The sequence below is a fragment of the Micromonospora taraxaci genome (assembly GCF_007830095.1).
GTDB lineage: Bacteria > Actinomycetota > Actinomycetes > Mycobacteriales > Micromonosporaceae > Micromonospora > Micromonospora taraxaci.
Genome location: NZ_VIWZ01000001.1, coordinates 650,194 through 673,803 on the forward strand (window position 1 = coordinate 650,194; position 23,610 = coordinate 673,803).

Consider the following 23,610-nt stretch of genomic DNA (forward strand, 5'->3'; position numbering starts at 1 on the left):
CTGTCGACACCCTGCTGCCCGCCTGCTGCGGTGGACCAATCGGCGTACGCCCGGTCATGCCAGCTCCTCCCGGATCCTGATCCGGCTGCCGACCAGACGCGGATCGCGCTGCTCGACCGCCGGCTCCCGGGTGCGTCGCCAGTCGGTCAGCGCGGTGCGGATGACCACCCGCGCCGGCCGATCGGGGTCGACGTGCCGGAAGATGAACGACGTGGTCACGATGGCGAGCGCGATCTCCCAGGCTGGGAAGAGCTCGACCGTCAACGTGAACAGCCAGTGGATGAACATGTAGAGGGGGACCAGCAGCATGAAGAGCCCGTACTGGGCGTAGGGCAGGTGGACCGGAAGGGTGTAACCGGGCGGCCCGAGGTAGACCAGGCGGGCCCGGTAGATGTCGTCGTCGGTGCGCAGCCGCATCTGGTGAACGCGCCTATTCGAAGATCAGGTCGATCAGGTAATCGCCGACGAAGAAGAGCGTTGCCGCGCCAGCGATGAAGGCGAGGCCGACGATGGCGATCGCGGAGCTGGTCAGCACCTTGGAGATCTCGCCCCGGCTGGCACGACCGATGAAGATGACGCCGAGGACGGCGAGCAGGATCGGCGCGATCTTGCTGGCGAAGAAGGTGACGACACTGTTGGTGTCGATCCCCTTCGGTGCCGGCTCGGCGAGCGGAGCCGACGCCAGGGTGGAGAGCGCGTGGGCGACGCCGGACGACGCCGTCTCCATGAGCTCGAAGGCGATCACTGGAACCTCCCCATAGCGCGGCCGGCGGTGCCGCTGCGGTGCAATAGGCGAACCTGGCGGGAAAAGTGCTCCACAGGGCGCAGCGTTCTTGACCCTGTGTTCGTTACTCACCACAGAGCGTGGCGAGGTTTGGGCGGTTTTCCCCCGCTTCGGCCCTCCCTCCAAGCTTCGCCATCTCGATGCTGGCCAATTCCAAAGCGTACGGGCCGCCCCGGATTGCGACAAGCCGCGAAGGGCCTGCCCGATGCTGCCCGAATGACCGATCGTACACCTGTTCTAACGAGCACGTCAGGGGTGGTGGTGCGAGGCCGACCCGGGTCGGCGGGCACCGCTGCCGCGACCGGTACCGTCTAGTCGTGACCGATCTGGTGCGGGCTCCGGGCCCGGTGGTGATGGGCGTCCTCAACGTCACACCGGACTCCTTCTCCGACGGCGGACGGTACGCCGACCTCGACGCCGCCGTCGGACACGGCGTCCGTCTGCGCGACGCTGGCGCGCACCTGGTGGACATCGGCGGCGAGTCGACCCGCCCGGGTGCCGAGCGGATCGACGCCGCCACCGAGGTCGATCGGGTGTTGCCGGTCATCCGGGAGCTGACTGCCGCCGGCGTCATGGTCAGCATCGACACCAGCCGAGCGCGGGTGGCGGAGGCCGCCCTGGCCGCCGGCGCGGCGGTGGTCAACGACGTCTCCGGCGGGCTCGCCGACCCCGACATGGCCCGCGTGGTCCGTGACGCGGACTGTCCCTGGGTGTTGATGCACTGGCGGGGCCACTCCCGTCAGATGCGTGAGCTGGCCACCTACACCGACGTGGTGGCCGATGTGCGGGCCGAGCTGACCCAACGCGTCGACGCGGCGCTGGCCGCCGGGGTGGCCGCCGAGCGTCTCGTCGTCGACCCCGGCCTCGGCTTCGCCAAGACGGCCGCGCACAACTGGGAGCTCAGCGCCCGACTGCCGGAGCTGCTGGACCTCGGCTACCCGCTGCTCTTCGGCGCCAGCCGCAAGTCGTACCTCGGCGGACTGCTCGCCGCCCCGGACGGCACGCCACGGCCGACCGCCCAGCGGGAGGCGGCGACAGTGGCCACCAGTGTGCTGGCGGTCGCCGCCGGCGCCTGGGGCGTACGCGTGCACGACGTGCAGGCCACCACCGACGCGCTCGCCGTCTGGGTCGCGACCGGCAGCCCGCGCCTGACCGCCACGCCCGGCCAGGAACAGGTGGTCCAGGCCCGAGAGACCCAGCAGCAGGAGGCACGGCGATGAGCACGGACCGGATCCAGCTGACCGGCCTGCGGGCTCGTGGCCGGCACGGGGTGTACGACTTCGAGCGGGCACAGGGGCAGGACTTCGTCGTCGACGCCGTCCTGGAGATGGACCTCGCACCGGCCGCCGCCAGCGACGACGTCACCGACACCGTCCATTACGGGGAGTTGGCCGAACGCCTGGTCGCCGTGGTGACCGGTGAGCCGGTCAACCTGATCGAGACTCTCGCGGACCGGCTCCTCGCCGTCTGCCTGGCCGACGAGCGGGTCGCCACCGCCACGATCACCGTCCACAAACCGGAGGCGCCGGTGCCGCACACCTTCACCGACGTGGCCGTATCCATGACCCGGACGCGGGCCCGATGACCAGGGCCGTCTTGTCGCTGGGCAGCAACCTGGGCGACCGTCTGGAGCACCTGCGCACGGCCGTCGCCACGCTCGGCGACGCCGTACTCGTGCTCTCCGGGGTGTACGAGACTCCACCGTGGGGCGACGCCGACCAGCCCGCGTACCTCAACGCGGTGGTGCTGGTCCAGGACGGGAGCGCGACCCCGCGCGACTGGCTGGAGCGGGCCCGGGACGCGGAGCGCGCGGCCGGGCGCGTGCGTGACCCGCAGCGGCGGTTCGGCCCGCGCACCCTCGACGTGGACGTGATCGCCGTCTGGGGTGACGACGACGAGCCGGTGCTCAGCGACGACCCGGAGCTGACCCTGCCGCATCCGCGAGCGCACCTGCGCGCGTTCGTGTTGCGACCGTGGATCGATATCCAGCCGTACGGTCGGCTGCCCGGTCACGGCTGGCTGACCGACCTGCTGACCACCGGTCCCGCGGCGGACGAGGCGCTGGAACTGCGTCCCCGACCGGAGTTGGCGTTAGAGTCGACGGCATGACCGAGCGGAGCCGGCCGGCATGACGCAGGCGAAGTCCCCACCACCGGGCGGGTCGGGCCCGGATCGGTCCCGGATGGGCCCCACCCGGATCTCGACTCTCGTCGTGGCCGCCCTGGCCGCGGCGGCGGTTGCCTGGCTGCTGATCAGCACCCTCTACTACAGCGGCATTCCCCGGCTGCCCTGGCTGCCGGTGGTGACGTTGGCCGGGCTGGCGGTGCTCGAGGCGTACGCCGCGATCAACACCCGGGGCCGGATCGAGCGCAAGCCCGGCCGGGAGCCGGTCAACCCGCTGCTGGTCGCCCGTTTCGTGGTGCTGGCCAAGGCGTCGGCACTGGCGGCGGCCATCTTCGCCGGTTTCTACGCGGGCCTCACCGGGTGGCTCTTCGTGGAGACCACCCGTGCCGCCATGGACGATCGTCCGGCGGCGGGCGGAGGACTGCTCGCTTCGCTGGCTCTGGTCGGTGCCGCGCTGTGGCTGGAGCGCTCCTGCCGGGTGCCGGAGCGTCCGGACGACGACCGCGAGCAGGACCCACGGGACAGCCGCCCCGGCCAGCGCTGAGCAGGGGGTTACGCCCGGCTGCGGGCGCGGGTACGGTGCCTGCGATCGGGGAGCAAGGGCCACCCACGGTTCGTCCACGCGCCGGACCGGGGACGGCCGGCCACTGGGAGGCGGCGTCATGGGGTACGAAGAAGTGGGCCGGGAACGGTCGGCGGAACCCTCGTCCGGGGTGCCCGCCGCCGTTTTGGAGAACGTCTTCGACGACCCCACCCATGGTGAACCCGGCCGGGACCGGATCGGCGTACATCTGGGGTGGGAGCTCCTGCTGTTGGCCGGGCTGGCTGCCCTGGGCTGGCTGCTCTGGCAGGACGATCCGGCCGCTCTGCGCGGCGGCAACCTGCGGACGTTGCTGGTGGCCGCGGTCGGATTGGGACTGCTCGCGCTGGCCGCCGGGCTGAGCCTGCGTACGGCGGCACCGAACCTGGCCGTGGGGCCGATCGCCGTCGCCGCTGCCCTGCACTACGCCGAGCAGGGCGATCGGGGTCTGCTGGCGTCGGTCGGCCCGGCCGTGGCGGTCGCCGCGCTCGGCGGGCTCGCGCTGGCGCTGGTCGTGGTGGTGCTGCACGTGCCTGGCTGGGCTGCCAGCCTGGCCGGCGCGGCCGGCGTGGTGGTGTACATCGAACGGCGTTCGGCGCCCGTGCTGGTGCAGGGCGACTACGACCCGGGGCGCAGCGCCGGATACCTCTTCGCCGGCTTCGCCGCGGTGGCCGTCCTCGGCGGGTTGTTCGGTGCCATCCGGGCCATCCGGCGGCTGGTCGGCAGGTACCGGCCGATATCCGACCCGGCCCGACGGCGGGGCACGCTGGCCGCCGTGGTCACCGCTGTCGCGTTGGTCGGGTCCAGCGTGCTGGCGGCCCTCGCCGGTGTGCTGCTCGCGGCGAACGGCCCCGAACTCGTCGCGCCCACCTCGGGCCTCGACTGGACGGTGCTGGCGGTGGGGGTGACCCTGCTCGCGGGCACCAGCGCCTACGGCCGACGGGGCGGCGTGTTCGGCACGCTGCTGGCGGTCGGTGTGGTCACCCTCTTCCAGACGTACGCGCCGGAGCGCGGTTGGACGCTGAGCAACTGGGCGGTCGGTGGGGCGGTGCTCGGCGTCGGACTGCTGGTCACCCGGCTGGTCGAGACGTTCGGACGACCCCGGCCGGGCAGCATCGACAAGCCCGAGCCGGTCAACGACGGCACGATCAGCACGGGCTGGACCATGCCGCAGTCCCAACCGGTCGACAACTGGCCCCCGACGCTGCCGACTCCCGCCGCGCCCCAACCGGTCGACCCGTGGCGGGATCCGCGTTGGGAGGACGGCCCGCGCCGCTGGGACACCGACGAGCGGTGACAGGCGTCGCGTCGCGTCCGCCGAGCCGGGGCTGATCTCGACGGTTAGGCTCGGCGGCATGACCGACACACCTGCCGCCACCCCCGGCGGAACCTCCTTCGAGGAGCTTGACGCGTTGCCCACCGAGGAGCTGCGGGAGCGGGCGTTCGCCCTGGCCCGGGAGCGTCGCGACGTCGGGTTCTACTGGTCGGTGATACGACACCTGCCGAACGCGGACGAGGCCACGGTCCTGGACGGCGCGCCGAACTCGATCGGCCCGACGATCGACGAGGCCAACGCGCTGTGGCGGGAGCTGACCGGTCACGGGTACGAGGAGTCGGCGCCGTTGCTGCGGGCCGCCTTCATCGACTACCTGATGAAGCACTGAGCCGCTCGGGGCAGCCCAGGTCGGCCCGAGCTACCGGTTCGGGGTCTGGGCGTTTCGCGTCGCTCCTGCACCGTTCTGGTCCGGTCGGTCGTTACGGCACGGCGGCCGGCACCGGCGCGCTCGCCGTGTTGCTGCTGGTCGGCATCGCTGGCAGCCCGGCTTTCACCGGCTGGGCCGCCACGCAGACCGACCCGCAGTCCGCCGCTGCGTTCTACGTGCGCCTGCTCGCGTGGCCGGCGTGGCGGCTCGACGCGGACGGGCAGGCCGGCGGGTTGTTCGCCGCCGACCTGCGAGCCGTGCTGGTGGTGGTCCTCGCTGTGGGTCTGCTCTACCTGCTGCCCGCCGCCCAGGTGGCCCGGGTGCCCGGCTCGGTCAGCCAGTTCTTCTCCGGCTGGGCCGCGTACGTGCTGGCCGCCGGGCTCGCGGCCGTGCTCGCGGCGCTGCTCGGCCCCACCCCGTCCCTGCTGGGCGCCATGCAGGACGCCAGCACGGGTGCCGGCTACGGCTTCCTCACCGGCTGGATCATCGGCACCGCCAGCCTCGGCGGCCGCGCCTGACCCGACGCCGGCCAGCCCGGGACTGGTCGGCCCGGAGGCCCGGTCGGCGTCGCGTCAGTTCGTCGTGCGGCCGAGGTCGAGCAGGCGCTGTCGGGTGAGCGTGCCCACCGGCCGCCCGGCGTCGGTCACCACGAGCTGGTCCCGCCCCGAGGTGAGCAGCACCGCCAACGCGTCGTACGCGGAGCCGTCCAGTGCGACGGTGGGCAGGTCGGCCGCAGCGTCGCCGGACACCGGCTCCAGTGACTCCAGGTCGAGTGGGGTGACCGCCAGCCGGCGGATGCCCCGGTCGGCGCCGACGAACTCGCGTACGAATGGGGTGGCGGGCGCGCCGAGCAACGCGGCCGGCGTGTCGTACTGCTCCAGGTGCCCGCCCCCGGAGAGCACAGCGATCCGGTCGCCGAGCCGGACGGCCTCGTCGAGGTCGTGGGTGACCAGCACGATCGTCTTGCGGACCTCTGCCTGGAGGCGGAGGAACTCCTCCTGGAGGCGGGCCCGCACGATCGGGTCGACGGCTGAGAACGGCTCGTCCATCAGCAGGACCACCGGGTCGGCGGCGAGGGCACGCGCCACCCCGACCCGCTGCCGCTGGCCGCCGGACAGTTCGTTCGGGTAGCGACCGCCGAACTGGGTCGGGTCCAGCCCGACCAGGTCGAGCAGTTCGTCGACCCGCGCCTTCGTCCGGCTCTTGGGCCATCGGAGCAGCCCCGGCACGGTGGCCACGTTGGCCCGGACCGTCTGGTGTGGAAAGAGGCCGACGTTCTGGATCACGTACCCGATTCGGCGGCGTAGCCGCACCGGGTCGACGTCGGTGACGTCCTCGTCGCCGAGCATGATCCGGCCGTCGGTCGGCTCGATCAGACGATTGATCATGCGCAGCACTGTCGACTTGCCGCAGCCGGACGGGCCGATCAGCACCACCAGCTCGCCGGCCCGGACGTCCAGGCTGAGGTCCCGGACGGCCTCGGTGCCGTTCGGGTAGCGCTTCTGGATGCCCTGCAGGGAGATTGACGCCGCACGAGGGGATTCGGCCACGTCGGCAGCCTCCGGGGTAACGTCCACGTATGTCCTTCCGCCTGAGCTACCGGGCCGACCCGGGTAACCCCTGGTTCTCCTGGCAGTACGTGCGGGACAACTCTGACACGATCCTCGCCGCGGTGCGCGAACACGCCTCCCTCACCGGGCGCGCGGTGTTGATCGCGGTGCTAATCGCCCTGCCGCTGTCCGTTTTGGCGTACTGGTTCCGTCCGCTCGCGGGGCCGATCCTCGCCGTCAGCGGGGTCGTCTACACCATCCCGTCGTTGGCGCTCTTCGCGTTCATCGCCCCCTACCTGGGCACCGGTACGACGACGGTGCTGGTCGGGCTCGTCCTCTACGCGCTGCTGCTGATCGTGCGCAACATGGTGGCCGGGCTCAACCAGGTGCCTCCGGAGGTCGGCGAGGCCGCCGAGGGCATGGGCTACGGGCGGTGGGGCCGGCTGTTCCGGATCGACCTGCCACTGGCCCTGCCGGGCATCGTGACCGGCGTCCGGCTGGCGACCGTCTCGACGGTGGCGTTGGTCACGGTCGGGGTGCTGGTCGGGCACGGCGGTCTCGGGCAGTTGATCTTCGCGGGCTTCCAGAACAACCTCTACAAGGCCGAGATCATGACCGCCGCGCTGCTCTGTGTGGCGCTCGCGGTAGTGCTCGACCTGCTGCTCGTCCTGGTCGCCCGACTGGTGACCCCCTGGTCCACCCGGAGGGCACGGTGAGCGTCGCGGAGAACCCGATCAGCCAGGCCATCGTCTGGATCAACGACCCGCTGAACTGGACCAACCCCGGGGGCATGCTGGACCGCCTCGGCGAGCACCTGACCATCTCCGCCCTGGCGGTGGCGCTCGGCTGCCTGGTGGCCTGGCCGCTCGGCCTCTGGCTCGGGCACGTCGGTCGGGGTGGCGGCCTGGTGGTGCTGGTGTCGAACGCCACACTGGCGATCCCCACCCTGGCGCTGCTGACCATCCTGCCGGTGGTCTTCGCCAGCGGCTTCGGGCGTACGCCGGTCGTGGTGGCGCTGGCCGTCTTCGCCGTGCCACCGCTGCTCGCCAACGCGTACACCGGGGTGCGGCAGGTGGACCCGGAGACCCGCGACGCGGCCCGGGGGATGGGCCTGTCCGGCGGGCAGCTGCTGCGTCGCGTCGAGCTGCCGCTCGCGGTGCCCTACCTGGCGGCCGGTTTCCGGACCGCAGCGGTCCAGGTGATCGCGACGGCGGCGCTGGCGTCCTTCGTCAACGGTGGTGGCCTCGGCCAGATCATCCGGACCGGCTTCGGCATCGGTATCGCGGCCGGCGGCGGGCAGATCGTCGCCGGCGGTGTGCTGGTGGCCGGCCTGGCGCTGCTGGCCGAGGTCGTTCTGGGTGGCGTCGAACGGCTGGTCACCCCTCGTCCACTGCGGCGCGGGCGGCAGGGCGCGGCCCGGCCCCGGCCGGCCGACGCCACCGGACGCGCCTGACCCGCTGACTCGTCCGGGTGAGCCCCGCGTCGAGCGGGCGGCCGAGGGTGGGCCGATCGGTGACGATGCGGTGACGAAGTCCACCTCAGGTTGTCGGTCGCTTCCGGACCATGTTGGGTGGATATTCGCGGGCGGCCGACAGTCAGGATCGCCCGTCGGACACGCGGCCGGCCCGAGACGGGTCGCGCCGGGACACGGAAGGCGGGCACATGCGCGCACGCACACGTCTGGCCATCGGCGCGGTCAGCGCCGTCGCCGGGGCGGCACTCCTCACCGGCTGCGGTGGTGCCGGCTCGTCCGGCACCGACGCACCCGCAACCAGCGCCTCCGGCGCCGGCTGCGCCCCGGTCGCCGGTCAGCAGCTCATCGCCCTGCAGGACGACAAGAAGCTCCAGAACTCCGACAACGTCATCCCGGCGGTCAACAGCAAGGCCGCCAACCCGCAGCTGATCGCCGCACTGGACAAGGTCTCCGCGGCGCTGGACACCCCGAAGCTGATCCAGCTCAACAAGGCCGTGAACGACGAGCGTAAGACCCCGAAGGTGGCGGCCGAGGAGTTCGCGACGGCCAACAACCTCACCGCGGGCATCGCCAAGGGCCCGGGCGGCGACATTACGGTGGGGGCCGGCAACTTCGCCGAGAGCCAGATCCTGGGCGAGCTGTACCGGATCGCGCTCACCGCCGCCGGCTACCAGGTCAAGGTGCAGCAGATCGGCAACCGGGAGCTCTACGAGCCGGCGCTGGAGAAGGGCGAGATCCAGGTCGTCCCGGAGTACGCGGCGACGATGGCCGAGTTCCTCAACACGAAGGCCAAGGGTGGCACTCCTCCGCCGATCTCCTCGCCGGACATCAACACGACGGTGACCGCGCTCAAGGCCGAGGGCGACAAGGTGGGCATCACCTTCGGTGCCCCGGCCGCCGCGCAGGACCAGAACGCCTTCGCGGTGACCCAGGCCTTCGCCGACAAGTACGGCGTGCGCACCCTGTCCGAGCTGGCCGCGAAGTGCTCCGGCAGCGCGACGGTGCTGGGTGGCCCGCCGGAGTGCGAGCAGCGCCCGTTCTGCAAGCCCGGCCTGGAGAAGACGTACGGGCTGTCGGTGGGCAAGTTCTCCTCTCTGGACCAGGGCGGGCCGCTGACCAAGAGCGGTCTGCGCGACGGCTCCATCAGCGTGGGTCTGATCTTCTCGTCGGACGGCGCGTTCGCGACGAGTTGAGCATTTCCTGAGGTGCTGAGGACGCCCCCGCCCCGACCGTGCGGGGGCGTCCTCGCGTCCGGGACCCCGTTCCCTCCGGCGGATCTCCTCGGTAGGCTGCACAGCCATGCCAGCCCCGGCCACCCCTGACACCCGGCGTCAACCACCGCTGCTGACCATGCTCTTCTGGGCGGGCGTCGCCCTGGCGCCGGTGGCGGCACTGATCCTGCTGGTCGCCGACGGCAACGGCCCGCTGCGCTTCGCCGCGGTGCTCGCCATCGTCGCTGTGGTGCTGATCGGTCTCTCCATCGCGCTGCGCCCCGACGCGGAGGGCGCCTGGGCGCGGGCCGACGAGTTGCTGGAAGAAGTCGAGGAACTCCGCCGGGAATTGCGCGCCGAGATCGTGGCCGCAGCCCAGCGCGGTAACCAGGCGCTTGACCAGGCGCAACGGGCTCAGGAGGGGATCGGCGCGATCCGCCGCCGTCTCGACGCCAGCGGTGCCGCCCTCGCCGGTGCCGTTCCCGCTGGCGATCCGGCGGGTGCCGGGCGGGCGCGGGTGCCGGCCGGTGAGCCGCCCGTGGACGAGGTGCCGGTGGCCCGCAGCCGGGTCCAGGCGCCGGGTGACGCGCCAGCGGGCCGTGCCCGGGTCTCCGCCGCGGACGACGCACCCCGACGGGCTCGCCCCGAGCGGGTGGCCCACGACGAGTCGGCGTACCCGAGGGAGGCCGTCGAACCGCCGGCCGCCGCCGGGATGTACGGCGCGGAACGGTCGGCCGGCACCGCGTACGGCTCAGCCCGCCCCCGGGAGCACGACCGCCCCGAACCCGGACACCGGCCGGCCGGCGTCGTCCGGCACACCGAGACCGTGCACGTCACCACCCGGCACACGGTGGTGGACGGCGGGCACCCGGAGCCCGCAGGGCGCTACGGCGGCGGCGGGTACGCCGGGCAGTGGACCCCGCCGGCGCAGGAGTGGAGCCGGGGCGCCGAGCGGCGCACTCCGGACTTCGAGGAGAGCGAGTCGGGCTGGACGGGCCGCCCTGACGAGCCGGAGTGGACCGATCCGCGCGACGCGTACGCCCACGCCGACGAGTCTGCTGTGGCCCGGTCGCATCGCACGCCGGAGGGGCCCGCCTCACGCTCCTGGGACAGCCCCGACGATCGCGGCTGGTCGGAGCAGCGTGACCGGGCGAACGCCGCCGCGCCGCAGTCCGGGCCACCGCTGCGGGCAGACGACACCGGTGAGTACTGGTCGCAGTTGCGGGCCGGTGACCGGTGGGCCGCCGTCCGCGACGACGAGAACGGCCGTGAGCTGCGGGTCGGCGAGCGCAGGGCCGAGGTGCACGCCGACGCCAGCGGTACCGAATACCGGATGGCCGACCGCTGGGCGGCCGTCCGGCACGAGGAGCCGCGCCGGCACGACGAATCGCGCCGTTACGAGGAGCCGCGCCGTTACGAGGAGCCGCGCGGTTACGAGGAGCCGCGCGGTTACGACGAACCGCGCCGTCGTGGGGAACCCGAGGCGTACCACCGGGACGAGCCGGCGCGCCGGCACGATCGCGACGGTGGCTGGCGGGGTGAGCCGGCGGGCCGGCCGGCGCTGCCGGAGGGCGGCGTCCCGGTGCCGGACGAATGGCGCCCACCGCGCCAGCGCGGCCACCAGGCGGAACCCGTCCCGGAGCGGCCCGGTCGCCGCCGGGTCGACGAGCGCTACGGCTACCCGCCGCAGGACGACGTACCGCGTGCCGGCGGCACCCCGCCCGACCGCTGGCGCTGACCGGTCAGACCCTCCGGGTCACTTGTCGATGTCCCCGACGACGAAGAACATCGAGCCGAGAATCGCGATCAGATCCGGGACCAGGCAGCCGGGGAGCAGGGTGGCCAACGCCTGCACGTTCGCGTACGAGGCGGTGCGCAGCTTCAACCGCCACGGTGTCTTCTCACCCCGGGACACCAGGTAGTAGCCGTTGATGCCGAGCGGGTTCTCCGTCCAGGCGTACGTGTGCCCCTCCGGCGCCTTGAGCACCTTCGGCAGTCGGGTGTTGATCGGCCCGGTCAGCTGGTCCACCCGGTCGAGACACTGCTCGGCGAGGTCCAGTGACGCGTACACCTGGTCGAGCAGCACCTCGAAGCGGGCGTGGCAGTCCCCGGCGGTGCGGGTGACCACCGGCACGTCCAGCTCGTCGTACGCCAGGTAGGGGTCGTCGCGGCGCAGGTCCAGGTCGAGCCCGGAGGCGCGGGCCACCGGCCCGGACGCCCCGAACGCGGCGGCGTCCGCGGCGGACAGCACGCCCACGCCCACGGTCCGGGCCAGGAAGATCTCGTTGCGGCGGATCAGGTGGTCCAGGTCGGGCAGCCGCCGTCGTACCTCACCGATCGCCGCGCGGGCCCGACCGGTCCAGCCGTAGGGCACCTCCTCCTTGAGGCCCCCCACCCGGTTGAACATGTAGTGGATCCGGCCGCCGGAGACCTCCTCCATCACCGCCTGGATGGTCTCCCGCTCCCGGAAGGCGTAGAAGATCGGCGTGATCGCCCCGATCTCCAACGGGTACGAACCGAGGAACATCAGGTGGTTGAGCACCCGGTTCAGCTCCGCGAGGGCCATCCGCAGCCAGGTGGCCCGCTCCGGCACCTCCATGCCCATCAGGCGTTCCACAGCGAGCACCACACCCAGCTCGTTGGAGAACGCCGAGAGCCAGTCGTGCCGGTTGGCCAAGACGATGATCTGCCGGTAGTCGCGTACCTCGAACAGCTTCTCCGCGCCCCGGTGCATGTAGCCGACGATTGGTTCGCAGGCGACCACCCGCTCGCCGTCGAGCACCAGCTTCAGCCGCAGCACACCGTGCGTCGAGGGGTGCTGCGGGCCGATGTTCAGCACCATGTCGGTGCCGAGCTGCTGGTCGCCGGTGCCGGCGACCAGGCCGGCCCCGGTGCCGACGGTCAGTTCGCGAAGGTCCCCGGCGTCGGTGGTCATGCCCGTCATCGTGCCACGGCCGGGCCGAGCGGGATGCCGACCGGTTGGCGCAGCCACCAGTGCCCGCCGAGCCCGGCCGGATCGGTCAGCTCGGCCACCGCCGACGCCGCGGCCAGCGCCCGCACGTACCCCGCCGGGTCACTGCCGGCCAGGCTGAGCGGCGGTCGGCCGCCGTCGGCCCCGAGCGCCCGCAGCGCCTCGGACTGCGAGACCAGGGAGTACGCACACCGGGCGACCTCCGCGCCGGCGGAGGCGACCGAGTCCACGGCCACGTGCGCTGTCACGTCAGCCGACCCGTCCGGAACCGGAGGCACCTGCCGCCCAGCCCGGTACCCGGTCAACGTCCCGTCGACCGGCCGGCTCTCCCGCAGGTGCCCGTAGTCGACGGCCACCGCCAGGCCCCGCTCGATCTTCTGGACCGCGGTGGCCCAGGCCTCGTCCCGGGTCCTCCCTATTTCGGCGCGGTTGCTGTGGGGGGTTTCGGGGCAGCCCGGCCGGCTCCGGGCGGTCAGGCTTGATCCCTGCGCCGGCCGGGCTGCCCCGAAACCTGACTCGCTTGCGCTTGCGCTTGTCGCGTCAGGCGAGGTCGGATCAGGGTCCGTGTCAGGCTGGCTCGTGGGGTGGGGCCACCAAGTGGTCAGCCAGTGATGGTCGGCGGGGCTGACCAGATCGCCTACCGTCTCCGTGCCACTGGTGGGGTCGACCAGCACGTACCGCCAGCCGTCTTCGGTGTGGACGGCCACGTCGAGGGGGACGTTGTCCAGCCACTCGGTGGCGATCAACAGTCCGGTGATGCCCTCGGGGATCTCATCGGTCCAGTTGATCTCTGCTGGCAGGTTTTCGGGGCGGGGTGCGTACTCGACGGCTGTGAAGTGCACACGTTCGGCGAGTGACGGACGTGCGGCGGCCGTGGGAGTCAGGGTTTCCGGGGAGCCCGACCACGGAGGGATCAAGCCTGACCGCCCGGAGTGGGCGGGCTCCCCGGAAACCCCCACCGCGAGCCCGACGAGAGCACGGAGCAGCTCTCCACGCCCAGCGCCCACGTCGACCACGTCGAGTCGGTAGGGGTGTCCGAGGGCGGTGTCCACCTCGACAATCAGGCGAAGCAGCGCGCTGGCGAAGGCTGGGGAGGCGTGCACGCTGGTTCGGAAGTGGTCGGCCGGCCCGGTGCCGGTGACGAAGAAACCGTCTGGCCCGTAGAGGGCCCGGCTCATCGCGTCCCGCCAGGCGAGCGGCATCGTCAACTCCGAGTCCAGGGTGCAGAGGGGTGCGCGGTGATCAGGTGATGAAAAGCAGGTCGAAACGGATCCCGGCCCCTATTTTTCATCACCTGATCAAGATGGCGCAGGGGACCCTTATTTCGGTGGTGAAGGTTTTCACACATGCTTGTCCTGGTTCGGCGGGCCGGGCGCATACTTGCGATCGACCGGTACCCCTTCTCGAGGACTGGATCGTCGTCATGAGCGCACCGTTGCGCCCGCGTCCGGCCGCCCCGCACGGGCCCGCCGCATCGCGGGATCGCGCCGTTCTCGGCGCCCCCGTCGCCCCCCGCCTGCTGACCGTCGGTGTCATCGGAGCCGGTCGGGTCGGAGCCGTCCTGGGTGCCGCACTCGCCGCCGCCGGGCACCGGGTGGTCGCCGTCGCGGGCGGCTCCGGAGCGAGCCGTGCCCGGCTGGCACTGCTACTGCCCGAGGTGCCACGCCGCCCGGTCGCCGCCGTGGCGCACGCTGCCGCCGACCTGCTGCTGATCGCGGTGCCGGACGACGCGTTGGCCGCCGTGGTGGCCGACCTCGCCGAGCGAGGTGCGTTGCGCCCCGGCCAGGTGGTCGCGCACACCTCCGGCGCGCACGGCCTCGCCGTGCTGGCGCCGGCCACCGAGGTGGGCGCCCAACCGCTCGCCCTGCACCCCGCGATGACCTTCACCGGTACGCCGGACGACCTGGCCCGGCTGGCCGGCATCTCGTACGGGGTGACCGCCCATGCCCAGCTGCGCCCACTGGCCGCCCGACTGGTGGCCGACCTGGGCGGCGTGCCCGAGTGGGTGGCCGAGTCGGACCGCCCGCTGTACCACGCCGCGCTGGCCCACGGCGCGAACCACCTGGTGACCCTGGTGAACGAGGCGACCGACCGGCTGCGCGACGCCGGGGTGGACCGGCCGGAGAAGGTGCTCGCCCCGCTGCTGCGGGCCGCCCTGGAGAACGCCCTGCGACTGGGCGACGACGCCCTGACCGGGCCGGTCTCCCGGGGCGACGCCGGCACCGTCGAGCGGCACCTGGCCCGGCTGGCCGCCACCGCCCCGGAGTCCGTTCCCGCGTACCTGGCGTTGGCCCGGCGTACCGCCGACCGGGCGATCGCTGCCGGACGGCTGCGGCCGGTCGACGCGCAGTCGCTGCTCGGCGTCCTGGCCGACCGGAGTCGGGAGGTGACCGCATGACGCACGTCGTGCACACGCGCGCCGAGTTGGCCGAGGCCCGGGCCGCCCTGAAGGGCACGGTCGGGGTGGTGATGACCATGGGCGCGCTGCACTCCGGGCACGAGACGTTGCTGCGCGCGGCCCGGGAACAGGCCGACCACGTGCTGGTGACGATCTTCGTGAACCCGTTGCAGTTCGGGCCGAACGAGGACTTCGACAGGTACCCGCGCACCCTCGACGCTGATCTGGAGGTGTGCCGCCGGGCGGGGGCCGACCTGGTCTTCGCCCCGGCGGTAGCCGACATGTATCCGGACGGCCAGCCCCGCGTACGCCTCGATCCGGGCCCGCTCGGCGCGGAGTTGGAGGGCGCGAGTCGCCCCGGCTTCTTCCACGGCGTACTCACAGTGGTGTTGAAGCTGCTCCAGCTCACCCGGCCGGACCTGGCGTTCTTCGGCGAGAAGGACTACCAGCAGCTGACCCTGGTCCGGCGGATGACCCGGGACCTGGACGTGCCGGTGGAGGTGGTCGGCGTGCCGACCGTCCGGGAGCCGGACGGGCTGGCGTTGTCGAGCCGTAACCGCTACCTGAGCGAGCCGGAGCGGGCCGCCGCGCTGAGCCTGTCCGCCGCGTTGCGGGCTGGTGCGCGGGCCGCCGACGACGGCTGTGACGCGGGCGCGGTGCTGACCGCCGCGCACGCCGCGTTCGGTGCCGGTACGCCCTGCGCCCGCCTCGACTACCTGGTGCTCACCGACCCCGAGCTGGAGCCGGGGCCGGTGTCCGGGCCGGCCCGGCTGGTGATCGCCGCCTGGGTGGGTGCCACCCGGTTGATCGACAACGCGGCCGTCCACCTCGCCCCGCGCCCCTGACGCGGCCGCACCGACCTCCACCAACTTTGTGAAAGGCCACCCCGATGTTGCGGACCATGCTCAAGTCGAAGATCCACCGCGCCACGGTGACCCAGGCCGACCTGCACTACGTCGGTTCCGTGACAGTGGACGAGGATCTGCTCGACGCCGCCGACCTGCTCCCCGGCGAGCAGGTGGCGATCGTGGACATCACCAACGGCGCCCGGCTGGAGACGTACGTGATCCCGGGCGAGCGGGGCAGCGGCGTGATCGGCATCAACGGTGCCGCCGCGCATCTCGTGCACCCCGGTGACCTGGTCATCCTCATCTCGTACGGGCAGATGGACGATGCCGAGGCCCGGTCGTACCGCCCACGGGTGGTGCACGTGGACGCCGACAACCGGGTGATCGAGTTGGGCGCGGACGCGGCTGTGGTGGCACCCGGCATGGTCGGTGACCCGGTGCCGAGCCCACTGGCCGTGTCCGCTGTCTGATCCCCTGCGAGGCGATTCCGGTCTGTCACCAGAAGGTCATTAGCGGTTACCCTGGGGTACTGGCGTAAGCCGGTCGGTGGCTGGGGGAGGCCGCGATGCGCCGTGCCATGACGACAGTGATCGTCGCTGCCGGGGCAGCGTTGTTGCTGGTTGGCTGCGCCGGCTCCGGTGGCCTGGACGGTGACCTGACCGACGACTGGGCGGCGCTGCCGCCACCGTCGGCGTTCACCCCGTCCGCCGGTGTGTGCCAGGCCGCCGACTTCACCGAGGTGGTCACCCTGGCCAGCTACGAGCCGGTGGACTGCGCCGGTCCGCACCGACTGGAGACCGTGCACGTGGGGGCGTTTCCCGTCGAGCGGGCGAGCGCCCCGGCAAGCGGGTCGGCCGAGTTGCGGGGCGCGTTCGCCGAGTGCGACACCCGGGCGACCGGCTACGTGGGCGACGACTGGCGGGCGGGTCGGCTGCGGCTGTCCGTGGCGCTGCCGTCCGGCCCGGGCTGGGGTGCGGGTTCCCGCTGGTTCCGGTGCGACCTGACCGAGTTGACCACCACCGAGGCGGGGGCCACAGTGGTGGTCCGGTCCGGCAGCCTGCGCGACGCGTTGAAGGGGCCCTCCGGGCTGCGGCTCGGTTGCCAGCAGACCCGGGTGGCGGCCGGCCGGAGTGTGCAGACGCTGGTGCCGGTGGAGTGCGCCCGACAGCACGACGCCGAGTTCGTCGGGGTGTGGCGTGCGCCGGACGTGCCATACCCGACCCGGGACTCCGACTGGGCGCCCCTCTACACCGGGTGCCGCAGCGCCCTCAGTCGGTACGTGGGCGTGCCGGACGACGCCGACCTGCGCTTTCGCAGTGGTGTGGTGGTCCGTCCACCGGGTGCGGGGCGATGGAAGGTCGGTGACCGGGGCGTGCGCTGCTACCTGTGGCTCAGCAACCGTACGGTGACCGCCTCGCTGAAGGGCGCGGGCCCGGCCGGCCTTCCGGTCCGGACGAAGTGACAGTGAGCCCCCGGCCGGCGCGACGCGGACGGCGGCGGACGGGGTAGCCGAAAACACTCGTCCCGCCCCCGCCGCCCCGGGCGAGGATCGTTCGGGTTGACTGGGAGGATGGACGTTCCGACCGTCGACCTGCCGGCCCTGCCCACGTTGCTGGCCGCGCCTGCTCCCGGCTGGGTGGAGACCACCGACGTGATCGTGGTGGGTTCCGGGGTTGCCGGGCTGACAGCGGCGCTGCACCTGCGCGAGGCGGGCCTGCACGTCACGGTGGTCACCAAGGTCAACATCGACGACGGTTCGACCAGGTGGGCGCAGGGCGGCATCGCCGCCGTGCTGGACCCGACGGACACTCCGGAGGCGCATGCCCGGGACACCGAGATCGCCGGGGTCGGGCTCTGCGACCCGGCGGCGGTCCGGGTGCTGGTCGAGGAGGGCCCCACCCGGCTGCGCGAGTTGATCCGCATCGGCGCCGAGTTCGATCGTCATCCGGACGGCTCCCTGATGCTGACCCGTGAGGGCGGGCACCGGGCGGACCGGATCGTGCACGCGGGCGGGGACGCGACGGGCGCGGAGGTGCAGCGGGCTCTGCACGCCGCGGTGCAGCGCGACCCGTGGATCCGGTTGTTCGAGCACGCCCTGGTGCTGGACCTGCTGCGCGCGCCCGGGGACGGCCCGGACGGGCTCGGCCCGGCCTGCGGGATCACAGTGCACGTGCTCGGCGAGGGCAGCGAGGACGGCGTCGGGGCGTTGCTGGCCCGGGCGGTGGTGCTCGCCACCGGGGGGATGGGGCAGATCTTCTCGGCCACCACCAACCCGGCGGTCTCCACCGGGGACGGGGTGGCGCTGGCGCTGCGGGCCGGCGCGGCGGTGACCGACCTGGAGTTCGTCCAGTTCCACCCGACAGCCCTGATCACCCCGTCCGGCGAGGGGGTACCCGGTGCCGGGCACGCGCAGCAACCGTTGGTCTCGGAGGCGCTGCGGGGCGAGGGCGCGTACCTGGTGGACTCCGACGGCAAGCGGTTCATGGTCGGTCAGCACGAGTTGGCCGAACTGGCACCCCGGGACGTGGTGGCCAAGGGCATCCACCGGGTGCTGCTGGCGTCCGGCGCGGACCACGTCTTCCTCGACGCGCGGCACCTGGGCGGGGACTTCCTGGCCGGACGGTTCCCCACGATCGTGGCGTCGTGCCTGGCGATCGGCGTGGACCCGGCGACCGACCTGATCCCGGTGGCACCCGCCGCCCACTACGCCTCCGGCGGTGTCCGCACCGACCTGCGGGGTCGCACCTCCATCCCCGGCCTGTACGCGTGCGGCGAGGTGGCCTGCACGGGCGTGCACGGCGCGAACCGGCTGGCCAGCAACTCCCTGCTGGAGGGCCTGGTCTTCTCCCGACGGATCGCCGAGGACATCGCGGCCGGCCTGCCCGAGCAGGTGCAGCCGGCCGACACCGGTGCCTGGCGTGGCGGCGCGGGTTGGGTGCTGCCCGCCGAGGTGACGCCGACCCTGCAACGGTCGATGACCCGGGGTGCCGGGGTGCTCCGGTCCGCGACGACGCTGGCCGGGACGGCCGGAACGCTCACCGAGCTGGGCGCCGCCCGGGGCCGGCCGCGGACCGCCGACTGGGAGGCGACGAACCTGCTCACCGTGGCGTCGACGCTCGTGGGTGCCGCGTACGCACGCGGTGAGACGCGGGGTTGCCACTGGCGGGAGGACTTCCCGACGGCCGACGAGCGGTGGCTGGGCCACCTGGTCGGGTCGGTCGGGGCGCAGGGCCGGGTAACGCAGCAATGGGAGGGGAAGTCATGATCGAGTCGACTCGGGTGGCGTTGCGTGCGGCCGGTCTGGACCCGGCCCAGGTGCGGCAGGTGATCGAGACCGCGCTGGTCGAGGATCTGGGTCCGGACTTCCTCGACGTCACCAGCGTGGCCACCATCGGGGCGGAACAGACCGACACCGCCGATCTGGTGGCCCGCGCGGACGGGGTGCTGGCCGGGATGGCCGTGGCCGCAGCCGTGTTCGAGCTGGTGGGCGAGGTGACAGGCTTCGGTCGTACCGTCGAGGTGTCGGTGCTGGCCCGGGACGGCGAGCGGGTGGCCCGCGGCGCGGTGCTGGCGACGGTGACCGGCCCGACCCGGTTGCTGCTGACCGCCGAGCGGACGGCGCTCAACCTGCTCTGCCGGATGTCCGGGGTGGCGACGCACACCCGCGCCTGGGCGGACGCCCTGGCCGGCACGAAGGCGATGGTCCTGGACACCCGTAAGACGACGCCGGGTCTGCGGGCGTTGGAGAAGTACGCGGTACGGGCCGGTGGGGGCACCAACAAGCGGATGGGCCTCTACGACGTCGCCATGATCAAGGACAACCACAAGCTGGCGGCAGGGAGCATCACGGCTGCCTTCCGGCGCGTCCGGGAGGCGTTCCCGGAGGTGCCGGTGCAGGTCGAGGTGACCACTGTCGACGAGGCGGTGGAGGCCGTGGAGGCCGGTGCGGACTTCCTGCTCTGCGACAACATGACGCCCGAGGTGTTGGCCGAGACGGTCACGGCGGTGGGTGACCGGGCTGAGTTGGAGGCGACCGGCGGGCTGACCCTGGAGGTGGCGGGTCGGTACGCCGCGACCGGCGTCGACTTCCTCTCGGTGGGCGCCCTGACCCACTCGTCGCCGATCCTGGACATCGCGCTGGACCTGCGTATCGAGTAGTTGTCTAGGCTGCGTGGGTGCTGCTCTGCATCGACATCGGAAACACCAACACCGTGCTGGCGACCTTCGACGGCGACAAGCTGGTGCACTCCTGGCGGATCAAGACCGATGCCCGCTCGACGGCGGACGAGCTGGGCCTGATGTTCCGGGGCCTCCTCGCCGGGGACAACGTCGAGATCACCGGGGTGGCTGCCTGCTCCACGGTGCCGGCGGCGCTGCGGTCGCTGCGCACCATGCTGAGCCGCTACTACGCCGACCTGCCGAGCGTCGTGGTCGAGCCCGGTGTGCGCACCGGTGTGCAGTTGGCGATCGACAACCCGAAGGAGGTGGGCGCCGACCGGGTGGTGAACACCCTGGCCGCGTACACCCTCTACGGCGGGCCGTCGATCGTTGTGGACTTCGGCACCACCACCAACTTCGACGTGATCAGCGAGCGCGGTGAGTTCCTCGGTGGCGCGTTCGCCCCGGGCATCGAGATCTCGTTCGACGCGTTGGCCGCCCGGGCCGCGCAGCTGCGCAAGGTCGAGGCCACCAAGCCCCGGTCGGTGATCGGCAAGAACACCGTGGAATGCCTCCAGGCCGGCCTGTACTTCGGCTTCGCCGGCCAGGTGGACCGGATCGTCGAGCGGATGACCGAGGAGTTGGGCGAGGTGCGGGCGGTGATCGCCACCGGCGGCCTCGCCTCCCTGGTGATCAACGAATGCCGCAGCATCACCCACCACGAACCGATGATCACGTTGATCGGCCTGCGGATGGTCTACGAACGCAACAGGTGACCCGGCCGTAGCCGGCGTCGGTGGCCGCGCGGGCTGTCCGCGTCGCGAGGCCCGGTCAGTGCCGCCGGGCCCGGTCAGTGCCGCCGGGCCCGCAGGACGATCGTGCGGTACGGCAGCTCGACGGTCTCCCTGCCGGCCAGGTCGGGGTGGGTGGCCAGCAGCTCCCGCAGCTCCCGGTCGACCGTCGCCCGCCGTTCCGTCGCGGCGGTGAGCCAGTACGAGCGGGTGTGCAGCATCGCCACGATGTCGTCCGGCGTGAGCGTGGTGTGGTGGGAAAACTCGCCCAGCTCGATCGGCTCGAACGCCGGGCCGAAGTCGGGGTACTTCTCGATCACGTTGCCCGCGTTGTCCCCCAGGTGCGCGATCCGGCCCAGCTCGGCGACCCAGCTGACCCGCTCGTCCCGAATGTTCCAGATCGGGGCGAACGTCCCACCGGGCCGCAGCACCCGGGCGATCTCGGCGTGCGCCAACTCCCGGTCGAACCAGTGGTACGCCTGCCCCACCACCACCGCGTCCGCGCCTCCGTCGGGCAGCGGCAGCGACTCCGCGCCGCCGGCCAGTGCCGTGAGCCCCGGGGTGGCGGTCGCCAGCTGGGCACGCATGTCGGGGTCCGGTTCCACGGGGGTCACCTCGTGGCCCAGGGCGAGCACCCCGCGGGTGAGGATGCCGGTGCCCGCGCCCAGGTCGACGACACGCGCGGCACTGCCCAACCCATCCAGCGCCCACCGCACGGCCCGATCCGGGTAACGGGGGCGGAACCGGTCGTACTCGGCTGCCGCCGCGCCGAACGAGAGGGCCTGAGTGTGATCCGCCATGCCGCGCAGGTTATCCGTTAACGACCCGATGAGGGCTTGAGTACGCTCGGGCCTGACCCCGCCGACAATCCTTCGTTGAGGAAGCGTGCCGTGAGCGAGCAGAACGCCGTGCCAGTGGACCCCGCCGACGACCTTCCCGAGCAGATGAAGGTCCGCCGGGAGAAGCGGGACCGGATGCTCGCCGACGGCATCGAGCCCTACCCGGTCGGTTTCTCCCGCACGACCACCCTGGCGCAGGTCCGGGAGCGCTACGCCGACCTGCCGACCGACACCGCGACCGGTGACCAGGTCGCTGTCACCGGTCGGGTGATCTTCGTGCGCAACACCGGCAAGCTCTGCTTCGCGACCCTTCGGGACGGCGACGGCACCGAGCTGCAGGCGATGCTTTCCCTGGACCGGGTCGGGCCGGAGCGGCTGGAGGCGTGGAAGCGCCTGGTCGACCTCGGTGACCACGTCGGCGTCACCGGTGAGGTGATCACCAGCCGCCGCGGTGAGCTGTCGGTGCTGGCCCAACAGTGGGAGATGACCGCCAAGGCGCTGCGCCCGCTGCCAGTGGCCCACAAGCCGCTCTCCGAGGAGGCCCGCGTCCGGCAGCGTTACGTCGACCTGATCGTCCGGCCGCAGGCACGGGAGATGGTCCGTACCCGGGCGGCCGCCGTACGCAGTCTGCGCGATTCACTGCACGGGCAGGGCTTCATCGAGGTGGAAACGCCGATGTTGCAACTGCTTCATGGTGGCGCGACGGCCCGCCCGTTCGTGACCCACAGCAATGCGTTGAACACCGATCTGTATCTTCGAATCGCGCCGGAACTGTTTCTCAAGCGCGCCGTCGTTGGTGGCGTCGACCGCGTCTTCGAGATCAACCGCAACTTCCGTAATGAGGGTGTCGACTCTTCGCACTCGCCGGAGTTCGCGATGCTGGAGACGTACCAGGCGTACGGGGACTACGACACGATCGGCGAGCTGACCCGTAATCTCGTGCAACAGGCGGCGATCGCGGTGAGCGGTTCGATGGTGGTGACCCACGCCGACGGGCGGGAGTTCGACCTGGGCGGCGAGTGGCGATCCGTGACGCTGTTCGGTGTGCTTTCCGAAGCGCTCGGCGAGGAGGTCACGGTCCGCACCGACCGGACCCGTCTGGTCGAGTACGCGGACAAGGTGGGATTGGCCGTCGACCCGAAGTGGGGGCCGGGCAAGCTGGCCGAGGAACTGTTCGAGGAACTGGTCGTGCCCAGCCTTGAGGCGCCCACCTTCGTGCGGGACTACCCGGAGGAGACCAGCCCGCTCACCCGAGCGCACCGCAGCGAGCCGGGTCTGGCCGAGAAGTGGGACCTCTATGTGCTCGGTTTCGAGCTGGGCACCGGGTACTCAGAGCTGGTCGACCCGGTCGTGCAGCGCGAGCGGCTGGTGGCCCAGGCGCAGCTGGCGGCCCGCGGCGACGACGAGGCGATGCGTCTCGACGAGGACTTTCTTCGGGCGATGGAGTATGGAATGCCGCCGGCCGGCGGTATGGGAATGGGAATCGACCGCCTGTTGATGGCCCTGACCGGGCTGGGAATTCGGGAAACGATCCTCTTCCCGTTGGTCCGCCCCGAGTAGTCTCGCCCGGCTCGCGCCGAGCCGTAACGGCATCCTATTGACGCCGGAAGCGGCTTACGGGTTATTGTGCTCTCGTTAAGCAGGAGCACCCTGCTCGAAAGGAATGTGGGACGTGGCCAAGCAGATCATTCACAAGCTGGTCGATGACCTGGACGGCGGGGACGCTGACGAGACCGTCAAGTTCGCCCTCGACGGCGTTCAGTACGAGATCGACCTGTCGAAGGCCAACGCCGCTAAATTGCGCGACGCTTTTGCCTCGTACGTGGGTGCCGGCACCAAGGTCGGCCGTGGTGGCGTCGTGATCGGTGGGCGTGCCGCCCGCGGTCGGGGTGGCGCGACCGCCGATCGGGAGCAGAACAAGGCGATCCGGGAGTGGGCCAAGAAGTCCGGCAAGGACATCTCGGACCGGGGTCGTATCCCCCAGGAGATCGTCGACGAGTACCACGCCAAGCGCTGATCAGTCAGCAACCAGGTGGCGAGCAGCCACCGCAGGCGACACCGACGCCGGGCCGGAGCACCTCTCCGGGCCGGCGTCGCCGTATCCGACCGAGGTCCGGCCGGAACCCGGGAAGCATTCGCCACCCGGCGGCGTTGTCCACAACCAGTGGAGCAGCTATCC

Annotated in this window: 26 protein-coding genes; 20 read left to right on the plus strand and 6 right to left on the minus strand. The window is 72.1% G+C overall.

The window, feature by feature from the left end:
• Positions 1-54: 54 nt before the first annotated feature.
• Complete coding sequence (locus FHU34_RS03075; RefSeq protein ID WP_053654782.1) at positions 55-417, minus strand: hypothetical protein; 363 nt, start codon at positions 415-417, stop codon at positions 55-57.
• 13 nt (positions 418-430) lie between these two features.
• Positions 431-745, minus strand: a complete 315-nt coding sequence (locus tag FHU34_RS03080) for a hypothetical protein (RefSeq protein WP_030327982.1) — start codon at positions 743-745, stop codon at positions 431-433.
• A 356-nt stretch (positions 746-1,101) separates the two neighbouring features.
• On the opposite strand from FHU34_RS03080, the gene folP reads away from it, so the two are divergent.
• The 7 genes from folP to FHU34_RS03115 all read left to right on the plus strand — a co-directional run bounded on the left by folP (position 1,102) and on the right by FHU34_RS03115 (position 5,709).
• On the plus strand, positions 1,102-2,004 hold the full coding sequence (folP, locus tag FHU34_RS03085; protein WP_145778596.1) for a dihydropteroate synthase: 903 nt from the start codon (positions 1,102-1,104) through the stop codon (positions 2,002-2,004).
• Positions 2,001-2,369, plus strand: coding sequence for a dihydroneopterin aldolase (folB, locus tag FHU34_RS03090; RefSeq protein ID WP_145778597.1), 369 nt, complete (start codon positions 2,001-2,003; stop codon positions 2,367-2,369). Before folP ends, folB begins: the two co-directional genes overlap by 4 nt.
• Complete coding sequence (gene folK / locus FHU34_RS03095) at positions 2,366-2,893, plus strand: 2-amino-4-hydroxy-6-hydroxymethyldihydropteridine diphosphokinase (RefSeq protein WP_145778598.1); 528 nt, start codon at positions 2,366-2,368, stop codon at positions 2,891-2,893. The genes folB and folK overlap by 4 nt, the downstream gene beginning before the upstream one ends.
• A 19-nt stretch (positions 2,894-2,912) precedes the next feature.
• On the plus strand, positions 2,913-3,452 hold the full coding sequence (locus tag FHU34_RS03100; RefSeq protein ID WP_145778599.1) for a DUF3180 domain-containing protein: 540 nt from the start codon (positions 2,913-2,915) through the stop codon (positions 3,450-3,452).
• 118 nt (positions 3,453-3,570) lie between these two features.
• Positions 3,571-4,785 carry an ABC transporter permease gene (locus FHU34_RS03105; RefSeq protein WP_145778600.1) on the plus strand — a complete coding sequence of 405 codons (1,215 nt, stop codon included), beginning with the start codon at positions 3,571-3,573 and terminating at the stop codon, positions 4,783-4,785.
• A gap of 58 nt (positions 4,786-4,843) precedes the next feature.
• Complete coding sequence (locus FHU34_RS03110; RefSeq protein WP_088987292.1) at positions 4,844-5,152, plus strand: hypothetical protein; 309 nt, start codon at positions 4,844-4,846, stop codon at positions 5,150-5,152.
• A gap of 125 nt (positions 5,153-5,277) precedes the next feature.
• Positions 5,278-5,709: a hypothetical protein gene (locus FHU34_RS03115; protein ID WP_244311531.1), complete on the plus strand. Its 432-nt coding sequence runs from the start codon at positions 5,278-5,280 to the stop codon at positions 5,707-5,709.
• A gap of 54 nt (positions 5,710-5,763) precedes the next feature.
• On the opposite strand, the gene FHU34_RS03120 is transcribed toward FHU34_RS03115, so the two are convergent.
• On the minus strand, positions 5,764-6,768 hold the full coding sequence (locus tag FHU34_RS03120; protein ID WP_145778601.1) for an ABC transporter ATP-binding protein: 1,005 nt from the start codon (positions 6,766-6,768) through the stop codon (positions 5,764-5,766).
• 2 nt (positions 6,769-6,770) lie between these two features.
• On the opposite strand from FHU34_RS03120, the gene FHU34_RS03125 reads away from it, so the two are divergent.
• From FHU34_RS03125 to FHU34_RS03140, 4 genes are all read left to right on the plus strand, one after another.
• Positions 6,771-7,457 (plus strand): ABC transporter permease, encoded by a 687-nt coding sequence (locus tag FHU34_RS03125; RefSeq protein ID WP_145778602.1) that lies wholly within the window; start codon positions 6,771-6,773, stop codon positions 7,455-7,457.
• Positions 7,454-8,194 carry an ABC transporter permease gene (locus FHU34_RS03130; protein WP_145778603.1) on the plus strand — a complete coding sequence of 247 codons (741 nt, stop codon included), beginning with the start codon at positions 7,454-7,456 and terminating at the stop codon, positions 8,192-8,194. Before FHU34_RS03125 ends, FHU34_RS03130 begins: the two co-directional genes overlap by 4 nt.
• A 209-nt stretch (positions 8,195-8,403) precedes the next feature.
• Entirely contained in the window at positions 8,404-9,408 is a 1,005-nt protein-coding gene (locus FHU34_RS03135) for a glycine betaine ABC transporter substrate-binding protein (protein ID WP_145778604.1), read from the plus strand.
• 106 nt (positions 9,409-9,514) lie between these two features.
• Positions 9,515-11,164: a hypothetical protein gene (locus tag FHU34_RS03140; RefSeq protein ID WP_145778605.1), complete on the plus strand. Its 1,650-nt coding sequence runs from the start codon at positions 9,515-9,517 to the stop codon at positions 11,162-11,164.
• Positions 11,165-11,182: 18 nt separating this feature from the next.
• On the opposite strand, the gene FHU34_RS03145 is transcribed toward FHU34_RS03140, so the two are convergent.
• Both FHU34_RS03145 and FHU34_RS03150 read right to left on the minus strand, forming a co-directional pair.
• Positions 11,183-12,370 carry an NADH-quinone oxidoreductase subunit D gene (locus tag FHU34_RS03145; protein ID WP_208641139.1) on the minus strand — a complete coding sequence of 396 codons (1,188 nt, stop codon included), beginning with the start codon at positions 12,368-12,370 and terminating at the stop codon, positions 11,183-11,185.
• Positions 12,367-13,599 carry an SAM-dependent methyltransferase gene (locus FHU34_RS03150; RefSeq protein ID WP_145778606.1) on the minus strand — a complete coding sequence of 411 codons (1,233 nt, stop codon included), beginning with the start codon at positions 13,597-13,599 and terminating at the stop codon, positions 12,367-12,369. The genes FHU34_RS03145 and FHU34_RS03150 overlap by 4 nt, the downstream gene beginning before the upstream one ends.
• 221 nt (positions 13,600-13,820) lie before the next feature.
• Between FHU34_RS03150 and FHU34_RS03155 the strand changes: the two genes are divergently transcribed.
• From FHU34_RS03155 to FHU34_RS03185, 7 genes are all read left to right on the plus strand, one after another.
• Positions 13,821-14,795, plus strand: coding sequence for a Rossmann-like and DUF2520 domain-containing protein (locus tag FHU34_RS03155; protein ID WP_145778607.1), 975 nt, complete (start codon positions 13,821-13,823; stop codon positions 14,793-14,795).
• Positions 14,792-15,640, plus strand: a complete 849-nt coding sequence (panC, locus tag FHU34_RS03160) for a pantoate--beta-alanine ligase (RefSeq protein WP_145778608.1) — start codon at positions 14,792-14,794, stop codon at positions 15,638-15,640. Before FHU34_RS03155 ends, panC begins: the two co-directional genes overlap by 4 nt.
• Positions 15,641-15,684: 44 nt before the next feature.
• Entirely contained in the window at positions 15,685-16,113 is a 429-nt protein-coding gene (gene panD, locus FHU34_RS03165) for an aspartate 1-decarboxylase (RefSeq protein WP_145778609.1), read from the plus strand.
• A gap of 95 nt (positions 16,114-16,208) precedes the next feature.
• On the plus strand, positions 16,209-17,105 hold the full coding sequence (locus tag FHU34_RS03170) for a septum formation family protein (RefSeq protein ID WP_145778610.1): 897 nt from the start codon (positions 16,209-16,211) through the stop codon (positions 17,103-17,105).
• 108 nt (positions 17,106-17,213) lie between these two features.
• Positions 17,214-18,908 carry an L-aspartate oxidase gene (locus FHU34_RS03175; protein ID WP_145778611.1) on the plus strand — a complete coding sequence of 565 codons (1,695 nt, stop codon included), beginning with the start codon at positions 17,214-17,216 and terminating at the stop codon, positions 18,906-18,908.
• On the plus strand, positions 18,905-19,801 hold the full coding sequence (nadC, locus tag FHU34_RS03180) for a carboxylating nicotinate-nucleotide diphosphorylase (RefSeq protein WP_145778612.1): 897 nt from the start codon (positions 18,905-18,907) through the stop codon (positions 19,799-19,801). Before FHU34_RS03175 ends, nadC begins: the two co-directional genes overlap by 4 nt.
• Positions 19,802-19,818: 17 nt before the next feature.
• On the plus strand, positions 19,819-20,577 hold the full coding sequence (locus FHU34_RS03185) for a type III pantothenate kinase (RefSeq protein WP_145778613.1): 759 nt from the start codon (positions 19,819-19,821) through the stop codon (positions 20,575-20,577).
• Positions 20,578-20,651: 74 nt separating this feature from the next.
• Here FHU34_RS03185 and FHU34_RS03190 read toward each other — a convergent pair whose 3' ends face one another.
• Positions 20,652-21,392, minus strand: coding sequence for a class I SAM-dependent methyltransferase (locus tag FHU34_RS03190; protein WP_145778614.1), 741 nt, complete (start codon positions 21,390-21,392; stop codon positions 20,652-20,654).
• 90 nt (positions 21,393-21,482) lie between these two features.
• Here FHU34_RS03190 and lysS point away from each other — a divergent pair, with 90 nt between their 5' ends.
• Together lysS and FHU34_RS03200 are read left to right on the plus strand one after the other, a co-directional pair.
• Positions 21,483-22,991: a lysine--tRNA ligase gene (gene lysS / locus FHU34_RS03195; protein ID WP_145778615.1), complete on the plus strand. Its 1,509-nt coding sequence runs from the start codon at positions 21,483-21,485 to the stop codon at positions 22,989-22,991.
• A 112-nt stretch (positions 22,992-23,103) separates the two neighbouring features.
• Positions 23,104-23,448, plus strand: coding sequence for a histone-like nucleoid-structuring protein Lsr2 (locus FHU34_RS03200; RefSeq protein WP_145778616.1), 345 nt, complete (start codon positions 23,104-23,106; stop codon positions 23,446-23,448).
• Positions 23,449-23,610 lie beyond the last annotated feature (162 nt).

Bases quoted from the DNA above. Each gene is read 5' to 3' on its own strand.
- FHU34_RS03075 (WP_053654782.1), bottom strand. From the start codon at position 417: ATGCGGCTGCGCACCGACGACGACATCTACCGGGCCCGCCTGGTCTAC.
- folB (WP_145778597.1), top strand. From the start codon at position 2,001: ATGAGCACGGACCGGATCCAGCTGACCGGCCTGCGGGCTCGTGGCCGG.
- folK (WP_145778598.1), top strand. From the start codon at position 2,366: ATGACCAGGGCCGTCTTGTCGCTGGGCAGCAACCTGGGCGACCGTCTG.
- FHU34_RS03100 (WP_145778599.1), top strand. From the start codon at position 2,913: ATGACGCAGGCGAAGTCCCCACCACCGGGCGGGTCGGGCCCGGATCGG.
- FHU34_RS03105 (WP_145778600.1), top strand. From the start codon at position 3,571: ATGGGGTACGAAGAAGTGGGCCGGGAACGGTCGGCGGAACCCTCGTCC.
- FHU34_RS03110 (WP_088987292.1), top strand. From the start codon at position 4,844: ATGACCGACACACCTGCCGCCACCCCCGGCGGAACCTCCTTCGAGGAG.
- FHU34_RS03125 (WP_145778602.1), top strand. From the start codon at position 6,771: ATGTCCTTCCGCCTGAGCTACCGGGCCGACCCGGGTAACCCCTGGTTC.
- FHU34_RS03135 (WP_145778604.1), top strand. From the start codon at position 8,404: ATGCGCGCACGCACACGTCTGGCCATCGGCGCGGTCAGCGCCGTCGCC.
- FHU34_RS03140 (WP_145778605.1), top strand. From the start codon at position 9,515: ATGCCAGCCCCGGCCACCCCTGACACCCGGCGTCAACCACCGCTGCTG.
- FHU34_RS03145 (WP_208641139.1), bottom strand. From the start codon at position 12,370: ATGACGGGCATGACCACCGACGCCGGGGACCTTCGCGAACTGACCGTC.
- FHU34_RS03150 (WP_145778606.1), bottom strand. From the start codon at position 13,599: ATGCCGCTCGCCTGGCGGGACGCGATGAGCCGGGCCCTCTACGGGCCA.
- FHU34_RS03155 (WP_145778607.1), top strand. From the start codon at position 13,821: ATGAGCGCACCGTTGCGCCCGCGTCCGGCCGCCCCGCACGGGCCCGCC.
- panC (WP_145778608.1), top strand. From the start codon at position 14,792: ATGACGCACGTCGTGCACACGCGCGCCGAGTTGGCCGAGGCCCGGGCC.
- panD (WP_145778609.1), top strand. From the start codon at position 15,685: ATGTTGCGGACCATGCTCAAGTCGAAGATCCACCGCGCCACGGTGACC.
- FHU34_RS03170 (WP_145778610.1), top strand. From the start codon at position 16,209: ATGCGCCGTGCCATGACGACAGTGATCGTCGCTGCCGGGGCAGCGTTG.
- FHU34_RS03175 (WP_145778611.1), top strand. From the start codon at position 17,214: ATGGACGTTCCGACCGTCGACCTGCCGGCCCTGCCCACGTTGCTGGCC.
- nadC (WP_145778612.1), top strand. From the start codon at position 18,905: ATGATCGAGTCGACTCGGGTGGCGTTGCGTGCGGCCGGTCTGGACCCG.
- FHU34_RS03190 (WP_145778614.1), bottom strand. From the start codon at position 21,392: ATGGCGGATCACACTCAGGCCCTCTCGTTCGGCGCGGCGGCAGCCGAG.